This window comes from Actinorhabdospora filicis (assembly GCF_030269765.1).
In the GTDB taxonomy this organism is placed as follows: Bacteria; Actinomycetota; Actinomycetes; order Mycobacteriales; family Micromonosporaceae; genus Actinorhabdospora; species Actinorhabdospora filicis.
Genome location: NZ_BSTX01000009.1, coordinates 1 through 12,800, shown reverse-complemented (window position 1 = coordinate 12,800; position 12,800 = coordinate 1). Strand labels below are relative to the sequence as shown.

Below are 12,800 nucleotides of genomic sequence, written 5' to 3'. Positions count from 1 at the left end.
ACCATGATCGTCGCATCGGCCGCCTACCCGTCGACCAGCTTGCTCAGGTTCTGGATGCTCTCCACGAGCGCGGTGATGTAGCTGAGGGCCATGCCCGACCACTTCACCACCGCCGCGGCGATCTGCGTGGCGATGACCGGGATGGTCACCACGAAGATCGCCTCGGCCACCCAGACGATGACGTGCGAGACGAGTTCGGCGATCAGGTCGCGGACGATCTCGCGCACCAGGGACACCAGCCCGCCGGCGCCCTCGGTGGCCACGGCCATCGCCGCGGCCGTGGCGCCGAGGCCGCCGACGGCGTCCACGTTGTTCGCCATGAGCGCCTGGTACGCCTCGGCGGCCTCGCCTCCCCAGGTGGGGAGGTCGCGGGCCAGGGAGTCCTTGAGGGCTCCGGCCATCTCGAACAACGCCCCCGCGATGTTGTTCCAGGTGGCCGCGTGCGACATGACCGTGTCGGGCTTGCCGGTGAGCCAGTCGAGCATCTCCCGCAGCGGCTCGAAGTACTCCATCGCCCAGCCGATGCCGTTGGACAGCAGGGCCGAGAAGGGGTCCATGACACTGCCGGCGATCTCCAGGCCGAGCCCGGCTCCGGCCAGCACGCCCTGCTTCCAGCTACCGCCCTGGATGGCCTCGACCAGCCCCTGGACGCCGTCGGCGAGCCCCGCGCCGGTCCACGCTCTGCGGGTGGAGGTGACGGGGGCGATCAGTGATCCATTGGTCATGTCAGCCACCCGGTCCGCTGATCATGCGGTCGAAGCCCTTGGCGTGACCGTCCTCGGTGTCGCGGTAGCGGTCGGCGTTGCGGACGAGGGCCCGCGCGCAGGCCCGCAGGTTCGCCTCCACCGAGGCGACCAGGTCGTCCTGCTTGCCGTGTCGGCCCTCCAGGATCGCCGAGATCCATCCGCACAGTTGCCCGTAGGCCTCGTCGTCCTGGGCGATGTGCGCGCTGGCGTCCTTGACGGCCTGGAAACCCTCCGCGATCGATTCCAGGTTCCTGGCGTGCCCGCGCAGCTCTTCGGGATCCACTTGGAAGTTCACCGGCGCTCCTCTCTCGGCTCGGGGGTGAGGCGTTGTTGCACGCGTTCGGCGATGGCGCGGCCCGCCTCGGTGCCGCCGATGGTCTCCTCGATGACCTCGCGGGACCGCCCGGCCAGCCGGCGCTTCGCCTCGTCGAGGGCGGCCAGGACGTTGCGGGCGATCTCGTCGTGGGGGATGCGCCCGACGCGCGGGCTCAACCGGAGGTCCACAAGGGACCCTCCGGAGTCGATGGTGACCTCGGCGAACTCGCCGGGATCGGTGGCGGTGACGCGGAGTTCGCTCATCCGCGCGCTCATCGCGGCGGTGTCGGCGGCGAGGCGGTCGATCCGTCCTCGCCAGGCGGCGATCTTCCCGCGCGCCTCCGCCGGGTCCGGAATTCCGTCCACTGTGGCTCCTTTCGGGCGAAAGAAGCCGACACGGTAGTGGGGCCGCGCAAGGTCCACTGTGGGCGCCGGTCCGGTGGCGGAGCGCTCGATCCGTTAAAAGACAGGAGTCTTGACAGTGATGTCACGGTGTCATAACCTTCACATCACTTCTCTGCAAAAGTTCCTAACTAATTCCTGGGAGACGGAATTATGCGGAAGACGCCCTTTCGAACCACGCTGCGGGCCTTCTTATTAGGCCTGACGGCATTCGTCCTCGTCGCGACATCGACCCAGCCGGCGTATGCCGCCGAAACCCTCACCGCCACGTACAAGCTCGGCACTGACTGGGGCTCGGGTTACGGCGCCGACTACACCATCAAGAACTCCGGCACCAGCGCGACCACCTCGTGGACCCTGAAGTTCACCCTGCCCACCGGCCACCGGCTGGCCGGTCTGTGGAACGGCACCTACACCACCAGCGGGCAGGACGTCACGGTCAAGAACGCCGGCTGGAACGGCGCGATCGCTCCGGGCGGCACCCTGAGCGTCGGGTTCAACGTTTCCTACTCCGGCACGAACTCCCCGCCCACCAACTGCACCATCAACGGCGCCGACTGCGGTGGTGGCGGTGGTGGTGACGACACTCAGCCGCCCACGGTTCCCGGCAACCTCCAGGCGACCGGCGCGACGACCAACTCGGTCTCGCTGTCGTGGACGCCGAGCACCGACAACAAGGGCGTCACCGGCTACGAGATCCACGTGAACGGCGCCCTGAAGACCACCGCGCCCGGCACGTCGTCCTCGGCGGTCGTCTCCGGCCTCACGCCGAACACGACCTACACCTTCAAGGTGCGGGCCACCGACGCCAAGGGCAACCTGTCCGGCTTCAGCAACGAGGTCAGCAAGGCGACCCTCCCCGACGACGGTGGTCCCGGCGACCCCGGCGCCTACAAGAAGGTCGGCTACTTCACCCAGTGGGGCATCTACGACCGCAACTACTTCGTCAAGGACCTCGTGACGAGTGGCGCGGCGGCGAACCTGACCCACATCAACTACGCCTTCGGCAACGTCAATGAGCAGGGCCGCTGCTTCGAGGCCAACCAGGCCGGGGTCGGCGACGCGTGGGCCGACTACCAGCGCCGCTTCGACGGTTCGCAGACCGTCGACGGCGTCGGCGACGTCTACAACCAGCCCCTCGCCGGCAACTTCAACCAGCTCAAGAAGCTCAAGGCGAAGTACCCCAAGCTCAAGGTGATGATCTCGCTCGGCGGCTGGACCTGGTCGAAGTACCTGTCCAACGCGGCCCTCCCGGCCAACCGGGCGGCCTTCGTGTCCAGCTGCATCGACCTCTACCTGAAGGGCAACCTGCCCTGCATCAGCGGTGAGCCGCAGTGCGGCGCCGGTGTCGCCGAGGGCATCTTCGACGGCGTCGACCTCGACTGGGAGTGGCCGGCGAGCGAAGGCAACACCGGCAACGTCGTGCGTCCCGAGGACAAGCAGAACTACACCGCCCTGGTGGCGGAGTTCCGCAGGCAGATCGACGCATACGGCAACACCAAGGGCCGCAAGTACGAGCTGACCGCGTTCGTGCCGGCCGACCCGGTGAAGATCACCGCCGGTTTCGAGGTGCCCCAGCTGATGGCGAACTTCGACTTCGTCACCGTCCAGGGCTACGACCTGCACGGCGCCTGGGACAACCAGACCAACCACCAGGCGCAGATCTACTCTCCCGCCGCCGACCCGTGGCCCGCCAAGTGGTCCTCGGATCTGGCGATCAACGAGTGGCTCACCCGCGGCGCACCCGCCGCCAAGCTCGTCCTGGGCGTCCCCGCCTTCGGCCGGGGCTGGACGGGTGTCCCCTCCGCGAACAACGGCCTCTACCAGATCGGCACCGGCCCCGCGCCGGGCAAGTACGAGAACGGCATCGAGGACTACGACGTCCTCAAGAACAAGGCGGGCACCCGTTACCAGGACCCCGCCGCCATGGCGATCTGGCTGTACGCCAACGGCGAGTTCTGGTCGTACGATGACACCGCGACGATGACCGCCAAGATGGGGTACATCAAGTCGAAGAAACTCGGCGGCGCGATGATCTGGTCCCTGGACGGGGACGACGGGACATTGACGGCCGCCATCAATAACGGACTCAAATAGGTGTAGGAGCCTTACTCCTCCACACCCCGCCCCCGGACAACGTCCGGGGGCGGGGCTTGTTCTTGGGGAGCGAGGCCACAGGCCGCCCGAGGCCGGAGGCCGAGGGGCGGCCGTGGGCGCGAGGGTGGGGTTTTGATCGCGTGTCGAAGAATGACGCGCGCGTGCAGCGGCGCAACCAACCCCCAGAGCCACGAATCACCGTGTGCCGAAGAACAGAGGCCGCCTCCGGCTCGGGAGAAATGTTTTGAGTTCCCGGGGTCGGCGGGGACGGAGTTCCCTGGTGGGGGTCCAGGGGGCAAAGCCCCTTGGGCACCAAACGGAGAAAACGACAAACCACGGCCGCAAGCCCCACGCACCCGCCCGAAGGGCCGGGCCGACGCCCCGGCCCTCCTCCCCAATCGAGCGACACCCACGCCGTCCCGGTCGTCCGGCGCACCCTACGCGGGCGCCCCTCGCCGCCCGTCCAGCAGCACGAACGGCACCGCCAGAACCGCCATTCCCGCCCCCACCAGGCTCACCGTCGTCAGCTCCATCCCCATCGCCAGCGGCACCGCCGCGATCACCGGCGTCAAGCTGATCCCCAGCTGGAACGCCGACACCGTCGTCGCCCCCGCCAGGGTCGGCGCGTCCGCGGCCACCGCGAAGACCCGCCCGTAGATCGCCGGGTTCAGCAGGAACGCCGCCACTCCGAGCAGCAGTACCGCCGGTACCACCGTCCACGCCGATCCGGCGGCCGGGACCATCAGCAGCGACAGCACCGCCACGCCGAGGGTCCCGGTGAGCAGTGTCGCGTGCGGGCGCCGGTCGGAGGTCCGGCCGCCCACCGACAGTCCGGCGAACGCGCCGACGCCGAAGAGGGCGAGCACCGCCGGGACCCACACCTCGGGGATGCCGGTGACGCCGGTGAGCACGGCCGCCAGGTAGTTGAAGGTGATCATGTACGCCCCGGTGGTCAGGATGGTGACCGCGTACAGCCCCCACAGGCGCGGTCGCCGCATGGTGACGAGCTCACGCGCCACGCCGGGACGCGCCGAAGCGCGGCTCTGCCGGGGCAGCCCCGCCACGCACCCGGCGATGCCCAGGACGGTCAGCGCGACCACCGCCCAGAACCCGCCGCGCCAGTCGGTGAAGTGCCCGAGCAGGGTCCCGGCGGGTCCACCGGCGACCATCGCCACGCTGAGGCCGCTGACGACGACGCCGGACGCGCGGGCGTTGCGGTCGGGCGTCACCAGGCTGATCGCGGTCACCGAGGCCACCGCGAAGAAGCCCGCGTAGGCGACGCCGGACACGACCCGGGTGGCCAGCAGGACGGGGTAGTTCCCGAGCAGCCCGGCGGCGATCGCGGCGGCGAAGACCGCCTGGGTCGCCACGAGCGCGGTCCGGCGCGGCCAGCGCAGGCTCAGGACGGCCAGGGGCGGGCCGCCGACGACCACGCCGAGGGCGAAGGCGGTGATGAGCATCCCGGCCGAGGACAGGGACACGTCCAGGTCCTCGGCGACGGCGGGCAGGACGCCGGCGAGCAGGAACTCGGCGGTCCCCATCGCGAACAGGCTGAATCCGAGCAGGTAGACCCCGGCGGGGAGCCGGGTCGTGGGCGGGGCGGTGGTCGTCTCCATGCCGCGACGATCCGGAAGCGGACGCCCGAACGGCAAGTTCTGTTGCCGAAAGCGGGACGCGCTGAGCAAAAGGAAAGCCCGCGCGCATCGCACGGGCCGTCCGTCGTCTAGCGGGTGACCGCCTCCAGCGCGATCTCCACCATGTCCCCGAAGGTCCGTTCCCGCTGGTCGGCCGGGAGGGCCTCGTTCTTGAAGATGTGGTCGGAGATGGTGCAGATGGTCAGCGCGCGCGCCTTGAACTTCGCCGCCAGGGTGTACAGCGCGGCGGCCTCCATCTCCACGGCCAGGACGCCGTACTCGGCGGCCTTCTTGTACGTGTCGAGCGAGTCGCCGTAGAACACGTCGCTGGACAGGATCTGCCCGACGTGGGTGGTGCCCTCACGCCCGGCGGCGATCTCGGCGGCCGCGCTGAGCAGGCCGTAGTCGGCGACCGGCGCGTAGGACAGCTGCCCGGCGAAGCGGTTGGTGTTCATCGAGGAGTCGGTCGCCGCGCCGATGCCGATCACGACGTCGCGGACGTTCACGTCGTCCTGGATCGACCCGGCCGAGCCGACCCGCACGATGGTCTTCACGCCGTACTCGGCGAGCAGTTCGTGGGTGTAGATCGACGCCGAGGGCATGCCCATGCCCGAGCCCTGGATGGAGATCCGGTGGCCCTTGTACTGACCGGTGAAACCGAACATGTTCCGGACGGTCGAGTAGCACTCGGCCCCTTCCAGGAACGTTTCGGCGATCCACTTGGCCCGCAGCGGGTCGCCGGGCATGAGGACGGTCTCTGCGATCTGGCCGGGCTCGGCGCCGATGTGATGACTCATGATCCGCATCCTGCCATGTGGCGGCCTGTCTCGTGGCTCACAACCTAGGACACCGTGGACGCCGGGGCCCACCCGCAGGAGACCGTCCCGTCGCTGCGCACCAGGCGCGCGACCGTCCACGGCTCGGTGCCGGTGGAGGGTTCGGCGGTGATGGACGTGAACTCACCCGCCGTGCCCACCGCCGGCGCGGCCGGGTCTCGCCAGACCAGCGGGACGGCGGTCACCTGCTGCGTGGAGAGCGCCGCCGGGCAGCGCGACACCGCGCCGTACGGGTTCAAGGCGACGGGGAAGCCGCCCCGGACGGCGATGGTGACCTCGGTGATCTCGAAGTCCTTGGGGTCCGGGGCGCACATGGGCGAGGCGATGCGCCGCCAGATCTTCATTCTGACGGTGTTCCCGTCGACCACCGGTGCTTCGAACTCGTCGCCGCAGTGGACGCGCCCCACCACCCAGCCGGGGATCTGCACGGCCTTCCCATCCGTCCACAGCCAGATGAACACGGTGGTGGGCTCGGCGTTGCCGCCGTGCCGGACGAGCATGGTCACCGCGTCCAGGTCGCCGTCCTCGTCCAGGTCGGCGTACAGGGGCACGTCGGGCATCTCGATGAACTCGGTCTCGGAGTACACGTCGGCCTTGCCGCCGGACAGCGTCACTCGCGAGTCCTGGTCCTCCTCGAAGCCCTGGAAGGTCGCGTTGGCCCAGTCGTAGTTCTTGATCTCGGCCGTCGGGGGCCCGTTCGGCTTGGACGACGCCGAGGGCCCGGCCACGATCGCCGGGGCGTCGTCCCCGGAACCGCCGCCGCCGAAGGCGTTGACGCCGATGGCGACGCCGGTCGCCACGACCGCCACGGCCACCACGCCCACGCCGATCTTGGTGAGCAGCAGGCCCACGCCGGACTTCGCCGCCGCCGCGCCCGCCTGCGCGCTCGCGCCCACGCCCGCCAGCCCGGGCAGTGCGTGGCCGACGACCACGCCCGCCGCGACGGCGGCACCGGCGGCGGCCGCACCGGCCACGGCGATGTTGATGGAGACGACCTTGTCGGTGAGCGGCCGCACGTCGGCGCCAACCGCCTCCGGAGACAGCGGGACGGGCGGGACCGTGCCCTCGGGGACGGTCAGGCCCGCCAGGAGGTCCCGCAGCGCCGCCGCGCCCGGCCGCAGCGACGGATCGGCCGCCGTGCACGCCTTGAGCAGCGCCGTCAGGGCGTCCGGCACGTCGTACATCGCCGTCACCGCGCCCTGCCCGCCCATCGCGCGGTACAGCGTCATCGCCAGCGCGCACACGTCGGCGGCCGGACCGGCGTCCCCGGGCGGCGCGAACGGGTTGCGCGCGCCGGGCCGCGCCAGCCCGGGCGCGAAGGTGTCGAAACCGGCCAGGAACGCCCGGCGGCCCAGCGCGATCGTCGACGGGCACACCGCGCCGTGCGCCAGACCGGACGCGTGCAGCGCGGCCAGCCCACCGGCGATCGAGCGTCCCACCCGGACGGCCTCGGCCGCGCCGATCGCGCCGTGCTCCACCAGCCGCTCCGCCAGCGTCACCGGGGCCGCCTCGACCACCAGCACCGCCCGGCCGTGCTCGTCGCGCCCGGCGTGCCGGACGCCCGCCAGGCCCGGATCGGCGGCGGCCGAAAGCCTCGCCGCCCAGGGGTCGTAGTCGCCCGGGGCGGGCTGGAGCGAGACGACGCGCAGGCCGAGCGGGTCGATGAAGACCTCGGCGGCGGCGTCGGTGAAGACGGGGGTCACGTCGTCCATTGTGGTCCTATTTCAGCCGGTCGCCACGCAGCCAACCGCACACGACCGAACCGTCCGTCCGGGTCATTCGCACCCGCGCCCACGTGTTGTCCGCGCCGGAGTAGGTCAGCAGGATCGCCTCCAGCCGGGTGAACTCCTCCGGCTCGCCGACCGCGGGCGCCAAGTCGTCCGGCGCGAGCAGCGGCTTGTAGCCGGTGATCTCCTTGGCCTCCTCGTACTCGCCGACGATGCAGGAGGCGGCGGCGCCGAAACCGGGTTCGAGGGTGACCGGGAAACCTTGCCGGACACCGATCGCCACCGTCTCCGACTGGTACTGCGGCTGCGCGCAGGTCGGGGTGGCGACCACGATGTCGCGGGTGAGCCGGAACCGGTCGGCCTCGCCGGTGAACGCGCCGACGCGGCTGCCGCAGCGTCCGCCGTCGGCGATGGCGTGCGGGATCTGCACGGCCTTCCCGTCCTGCCACAGCCAGATGTAGACCGATTCGAAGAAGCCGTTGCCGCCCTCCTGGACCAGCATGACCATCGCGTCCTGGTCGTTGTCGCCGTCGGCGTCGGCGTACACGATCGGCGGATCGCCGAGCCGGTAGCCGCCGGTGCTCTTGTCGTAGTCGAAGGGCTCGGACTTGCCGCCCTGGAGTGCCGCGGTGGTGCCGCGATCGGCGTCGGTGAAGGTGGCGTTGGCGAAGTCGAACTGCTGGATCGCGGTGACCAGCGGCTCCCTGGGCGCCGGGGCCTCCTCCTCCGACAGCACGTTGATGGCGACCGCGACGCCGGTGGCGACCACGGCGGCGGCCAGCGCGCCCGCGCCGATCTTGAGCGCCAGGCCCGCGCCCGTCTTCGCCCCGGCCCCCAGCATCCCGGGCAGCGCCTTGCCCGCGATGACACCGGCGGCGGTGGCCGCACCGGCCGCGGCGGCCCCGGCGATCGCGATGTTGATGTTGACGACGGCCTGGTTCACCGGCCGGACGTCGGAACCCACCAGCGCGGCCGGAAGCGGCGCGGTGGGCAGGATGTTCTCGGTGGCGCCGACCGTGGTCAGTGCCTGACGCAGCTGCGCGGCCGTCGGGCGCTGCGCCGGATCGGCCGCCAGGGCCGCGCGCAGGATCGCCGTCAGCGGCGGCGGGACGTCGTACAGGTCGGCGGTCGACTCGCCCGGCCGCCCGCCGAGCGCCAGGTAGACCGTGGCGGCGAGGGCGTAGACGTCGGCGGCCGGGCCCGGAGCGCCCTCGGGCGCGGCGAAGCGTCCCGTGACAGGTTTGGCCAGACCGGGCGCGCAGGCGTCGAAACCGGCCAGCAGCACGCCGTCCTGGAGAACCACAGTGGACGGACAGATCGCGCCGTGCCACAGACCCGCCGCGTGCACCCGCGACAGCGTCTCGGCCAGCGACAACGCCGCCGTGTGCGCCTCGGCCACCGGCAGCGGGCCGGACGTGGTCAGCCGCTCGGCGAGCGTGACGCCCCCGGCGTCCACGACCAGCACCGGCCGGCCGTCGGGTTCCCTCGCCGCCTGGTGGATCCGGGCCAGGCCCGGTCCGGCGGCCACCGCGAGCAGCGCCCGCGCCCAGGGATCGAAACGGGAGGCCGCCACGGGCAGATGCCCGGCGACCATGATCGCCGGACCCCCTCCCGGTGCGGTGACGGCGAAGACGGACGCGGTGTCGTCGCGGTAGAAGGGGGCCGGGGCGGTCATGCAGGGAGATTAGTCCCACGCGGCAAGCGTTTGCGCGCTACGTCCGGCGTTCGTAGCGGACCCGCACCGGACCCTGCGGCCACTTCGTGCCCGGGCCGGGGACCGGGCGCGGCTCGGCGTCCAGCAGCTCCAGCCGGAACCCGCGCAGCAGCAGCGTCAGGATGATCTGCATCTCCAGGTAGGCGAAACGCGCGCCCAGGCAGCGATGCACGCCGCCGCCGAAACCGATCAGCAGCCCCGCCGCCTTCGGATCGTCGATGAAGCGCTGCGGCCGGAACTCCTCGGGATTCTCGAACAGCTCCGGGAGCCGGTGCGTGATCGACGGCGACAGGAACACCCGGTCGCCCTTGGCGATCGTGTACTCGCCGACCTCGATGTCCTCCAGCGCGCCCCGGGCGATCAGGCCCGCCACCGGGCGCAGCCGCTCGGTCTCGTGCAGGGCGGCGTCCAGGTAGCGCGCCGCGCGGACCCCGGAGAGGGTGAGCGGGCCGTCGGCGATGGCGTCCACTTCGGACACCACCTTCTTCAGCTCGTCGGGGTTCTGCAGCAGGTGGATCAGGCCCCAGCTCGCGTGACCCGTCGTCGTCTCCTGGCCCACCCAGGCCAGCGCCAGCACGATGTTGACCACCAGGCGGTCCGGGAGCGGCTCACCGTCCATGTAGGACGCGGTGAGCAGCCACTGGAGGAAGTCCGGCGGATCGGTCGGGTGCTCGCGCCGCTCGTCGATGAGGCGGCCCAGCGAGGCGTGCAGCCGCGCCCGCGCCCGGCGGCTGCGGATGAAGTGCGGCAGCGGCAGCCAGGACGGGAAGATCACGTCCAGCCCGGCCGAGAAGTTCCGGAACTCGGTGAAGAAGTCGGTGTCCAGCTTCTCCCCGAAGTCCTCACCCAGGAACGACTTCGCCGCAATGCGCATGATCAGCGGGCCGAACTCCTCGATGATGTCGAACTCGCCCTCGTGCTTCAGCCCCGCCAGCCACTGCTCGGTCTCGTCGGCCATCACGTGCGTGTAGTGCTCCAGGTAGCGGGCCTGGAAGCGCGGCAGCAGGATCTCGCGCTGCCGCTGGTACTCCTCGGGTCCGGCGAGGAAGTACATGTCGGGGTCGAACATCCGCGCGAAGAAGGGCATGCCCTCGCTGATGGAGAACAGCCGGTCGGTCTCCTTGAACAGCCAGCGGTCGTGCTCGTCGCCGAGTAAGACGACGGCGGGCTTGCCCGCCAGGCGCAGGGAGAACACACGGCCGTGCTCGCGGTGGCCGCGTTTGAGGAGCGGGTAGGCGTCCTTGTACATCTCGACGGCGTGCCCGAGGAACGGGCGCGCGCCGGAGACCAGTGGGGGAGCCGTCACAGGGGGCCTCCTTCCGATGCACCCAGTGTCGACCTCGCCCGGCGGTATGTCCAGATCAGTCCCGATGATCACCGTGCTGGAAGAACTCGTGCAGGACGGCCGCGCATTCCTGTTCGCGGACGCCCGCGTGGACCTCCGGGCGGTGGTTCAGCCGCCGGTCGCGCACCACGTCCCACAGGCTGCCGACCGCGCCCGTCTTCGGCTCCCACGCGCCGAAGACCACCACCGCCAGCCGCGACAGGACGATCGCGCCCGCGCACATCGTGCACGGCTCCAGCGTCACCACCAGCGTGCAGCCCTCCAGCCGCCACCCGTCGCCCTTCCGGGCCGCCGCCCGCCGGATCGCCAGGATCTCGGCGTGCGCGGTCGGGTCGCCGGTCGCCTCGCGCTCGTTGGACCCGGCGCCGAGCTCGACGCCGTCCGGCCCGTAGACGACGGCCCCCACCGGCACGTCCCGCGGATCGGCGGCGCGCGCCAGTTCGAGGGCGCGCGTCATCTGGGCGTCGTAGCGGTTCACCAGATGAGGGTAACGGCGGTCACCGGGACCCGAGCTTGAACACGTTCAAAAATGCCGTAGAGTCGGCGTCGGTTGAACGTGTTCAACTACGTCTCACGTGGGGAGTGCCCAATGGAACCCGTCATCGTCGGCTACATCGTCTACCTGGTCGTCTCGGCCGGGATGGTGATCACCGTCAGCCAGATCCTGGCCCGCAACGGCCTGATGTTCCTCCGCGAGGCCTTCAAGGGGAACGAGAGCCTCGCCGTGGCCATCAACCGTCTCCTCCAGGTCGGCTTCTACCTCATCAACTTCGGGTTCGTGGCCCTCGTCATGGTCATCGGCTCGGGCACCATGACCCCCCGCCACGTCATGGAGTCGGTCGTCACCCGCCTCGGCGGCATCCTCCTCCTGGTCGGGATCCTGCACATGGTCAACCTCGCCGTCCTCAGCGGCCTGCGCACCCGGGCCACCGAGCGCCGCCGCGTCGTCCATCCCCTTCCGCCCTACCCCGCCGGCCGGGCCTTCTAAGCTCGGATCCGTGACCGAACCCGACCCGCCCGCCGCGGACCGTGCCCGTGCCCGCGGCGAGCGCACCCGCAGCGCGATCATCGAGACCGCGCTGCGGTTGTTCGATGAGCGCGGTTACGACAAGACGACGATGCGCGCGATCGCGGCCGAAGCCGGGGTGTCGGTCGGGAACGCCTACTACTACTTCGCCTCCAAAGACCACCTGATCCAGGGCTTCTACCTCCGCATGGCCGAAGCCCACGAAGCCATCGTCCTGCCCCGCCTCACCGGCGTGGACGACCTGTCCGAGCGCCTCGCCATCACCCTCGACACCTGGCTCGACGTGGCCGAGCCCTACCACCGCTTCGCGGGGCAGTTCTTCCGCAACGCGGCCGACCCGGCGTCCCCGCTGTCGCCGTTCTCGCCGGAATCGGCGGAAGCCCGGTCGCGGGGGATCGCGCTTTACCGGGAGGTCCTGGCGGGCGTTCGGGTGAGTCCCGACCTGCGCGAGACACTGCCGGAGCTGCTGTGGCTCTACCAGATGGGAGTGTGCCTGTACTGGGTGTACGACCGGACGGCCGGGCAGGAGCGGTCGCGAGGGCTGGCGCGGCGGACGGCGCCGCTGGTGGGGAGGCTGGTGGGGCTGTCGCGGTGGAAGGTGGTGCGGCCCCTGGTGAGGCAGGTGGAAGGGGTGATTCGCGACTATCTGGTGTCCGCTTCGGTGCCCGCCGATTCGGTGCCGGCGGATACCCGCGCGACGAGGGCTGAGGGCGTCGAGTAAGGTGGTCGACGGTGGCGTGTCCGAGTGGCCGAAGGAGCACGCCTCGAAAGCGTGTGACGGGGTGACCCGTCCGTGGGTTCAAATCCCACCGCCACCGCCAGGTATACGGGAACGCCGCCTTCGGGCGGCGTTTTTGTTTGTTCGGGCCTCAGTCCCTGCCCCTGCCCCTGCCCCTGCCCCTGCCCCTGCCCCAGCCCCCAGCCCCCAGCCCCCAGCCCCCAGCCCCCAGCCCCCAG

Annotated in this window: 12 protein-coding genes and 1 tRNA gene; 4 read left to right on the top strand and 9 right to left on the bottom strand. The window is 70.9% G+C overall.

What is annotated here, in order from left to right; translation table 11 throughout:
- Window positions 1-23 precede the first annotated feature (23 nt).
- Genes QSK10_RS33735 through QSK10_RS33725 form a run of 3 tightly spaced genes read right to left on the bottom strand, consistent with a single transcriptional unit; the run spans window position 24 to window position 1,427 of the window.
- Window positions 24-725, bottom strand: a complete 702-nt coding sequence (locus QSK10_RS33735; RefSeq protein ID WP_285667622.1) for a WXG100 family type VII secretion target — start codon at window positions 723-725, stop codon at window positions 24-26.
- A gap of 1 nt (window position 726) precedes the next feature.
- On the bottom strand, window positions 727-1,041 hold the full coding sequence (locus QSK10_RS33730; protein WP_285667621.1) for a WXG100 family type VII secretion target: 315 nt from the start codon (window positions 1,039-1,041) through the stop codon (window positions 727-729).
- Window positions 1,038-1,427 (bottom strand): YbaB/EbfC family nucleoid-associated protein, encoded by a 390-nt coding sequence (locus QSK10_RS33725; protein WP_285667620.1) that lies wholly within the window; start codon window positions 1,425-1,427, stop codon window positions 1,038-1,040. Before QSK10_RS33725 ends, QSK10_RS33730 begins: the two co-directional genes overlap by 4 nt.
- Before the next feature lie 189 nt (window positions 1,428-1,616).
- Between QSK10_RS33725 and QSK10_RS33720 the strand changes: the two genes are divergently transcribed.
- A complete protein-coding gene (locus tag QSK10_RS33720) occupies window positions 1,617-3,560 on the top strand; it encodes a glycoside hydrolase family 18 chitinase (RefSeq protein WP_285667619.1) in 1,944 nt (647 codons plus the stop codon).
- 437 nt (window positions 3,561-3,997) lie between these two features.
- Here QSK10_RS33720 and QSK10_RS33715 read toward each other — a convergent pair whose 3' ends face one another.
- The 6 genes from QSK10_RS33715 to QSK10_RS33690 all read right to left on the bottom strand — a co-directional run bounded on the left by QSK10_RS33715 (window position 3,998) and on the right by QSK10_RS33690 (window position 11,273).
- On the bottom strand, window positions 3,998-5,176 hold the full coding sequence (locus QSK10_RS33715; protein ID WP_285667618.1) for an MFS transporter: 1,179 nt from the start codon (window positions 5,174-5,176) through the stop codon (window positions 3,998-4,000).
- A gap of 107 nt (window positions 5,177-5,283) precedes the next feature.
- A complete protein-coding gene (gene deoD, locus QSK10_RS33710) occupies window positions 5,284-5,991 on the bottom strand; it encodes a purine-nucleoside phosphorylase (RefSeq protein ID WP_285667617.1) in 708 nt (235 codons plus the stop codon).
- A 44-nt stretch (window positions 5,992-6,035) separates the two neighbouring features.
- Entirely contained in the window at window positions 6,036-7,742 is a 1,707-nt protein-coding gene (locus QSK10_RS33705) for a serine/threonine-protein kinase (protein WP_285667616.1), read from the bottom strand.
- 7 nt (window positions 7,743-7,749) lie between these two features.
- The gene (locus tag QSK10_RS33700) at window positions 7,750-9,432 is read right to left on the bottom strand and encodes a hypothetical protein (protein ID WP_285667615.1); all 1,683 of its coding nucleotides are present in this window, start codon (window positions 9,430-9,432) and stop codon (window positions 7,750-7,752) included.
- A gap of 37 nt (window positions 9,433-9,469) precedes the next feature.
- Window positions 9,470-10,777 (bottom strand): cytochrome P450, encoded by a 1,308-nt coding sequence (locus QSK10_RS33695; protein ID WP_285667614.1) that lies wholly within the window; start codon window positions 10,775-10,777, stop codon window positions 9,470-9,472.
- A 55-nt stretch (window positions 10,778-10,832) separates the two neighbouring features.
- Window positions 10,833-11,273 carry a nucleoside deaminase gene (locus QSK10_RS33690; protein WP_285667681.1) on the bottom strand — a complete coding sequence of 147 codons (441 nt, stop codon included), beginning with the start codon at window positions 11,271-11,273 and terminating at the stop codon, window positions 10,833-10,835.
- A gap of 132 nt (window positions 11,274-11,405) precedes the next feature.
- Here QSK10_RS33690 and QSK10_RS33685 point away from each other — a divergent pair, with 132 nt between their 5' ends.
- From QSK10_RS33685 to QSK10_RS33675, 3 genes are all read left to right on the top strand, one after another.
- Window positions 11,406-11,804: a hypothetical protein gene (locus tag QSK10_RS33685; RefSeq protein WP_285667613.1), complete on the top strand. Its 399-nt coding sequence runs from the start codon at window positions 11,406-11,408 to the stop codon at window positions 11,802-11,804.
- 10 nt (window positions 11,805-11,814) lie between these two features.
- A complete protein-coding gene (locus QSK10_RS33680) occupies window positions 11,815-12,564 on the top strand; it encodes a TetR/AcrR family transcriptional regulator (protein ID WP_285667612.1) in 750 nt (249 codons plus the stop codon).
- A 10-nt stretch (window positions 12,565-12,574) separates the two neighbouring features.
- Window positions 12,575-12,664: transfer RNA gene (locus QSK10_RS33675), tRNA-Ser, on the top strand.
- Window positions 12,665-12,800 lie beyond the last annotated feature (136 nt).

What these genes read in the sequence shown, in the direction of transcription:
- QSK10_RS33720 (WP_285667619.1), top strand. Translation starts at nt 1,617, where the DNA reads ATGCGGAAGACGCCCTTTCGAACCACGCTGCGGGCCTTCTTATTAGGC.
- QSK10_RS33705 (WP_285667616.1), bottom strand. Translation starts at nt 7,742, where the DNA reads ATGGACGACGTGACCCCCGTCTTCACCGACGCCGCCGCCGAGGTCTTC.
- QSK10_RS33690 (WP_285667681.1), bottom strand. Translation starts at nt 11,273, where the DNA reads ATGACGCGCGCCCTCGAACTGGCGCGCGCCGCCGATCCGCGGGACGTG.
- QSK10_RS33700 (WP_285667615.1), bottom strand. Translation starts at nt 9,432, where the DNA reads ATGACCGCCCCGGCCCCCTTCTACCGCGACGACACCGCGTCCGTCTTC.
- QSK10_RS33685 (WP_285667613.1), top strand. Translation starts at nt 11,406, where the DNA reads ATGGAACCCGTCATCGTCGGCTACATCGTCTACCTGGTCGTCTCGGCC.
- deoD (WP_285667617.1), bottom strand. Translation starts at nt 5,991, where the DNA reads ATGAGTCATCACATCGGCGCCGAGCCCGGCCAGATCGCAGAGACCGTC.
- QSK10_RS33735 (WP_285667622.1), bottom strand. Translation starts at nt 725, where the DNA reads ATGACCAATGGATCACTGATCGCCCCCGTCACCTCCACCCGCAGAGCG.
- QSK10_RS33715 (WP_285667618.1), bottom strand. Translation starts at nt 5,176, where the DNA reads ATGGAGACGACCACCGCCCCGCCCACGACCCGGCTCCCCGCCGGGGTC.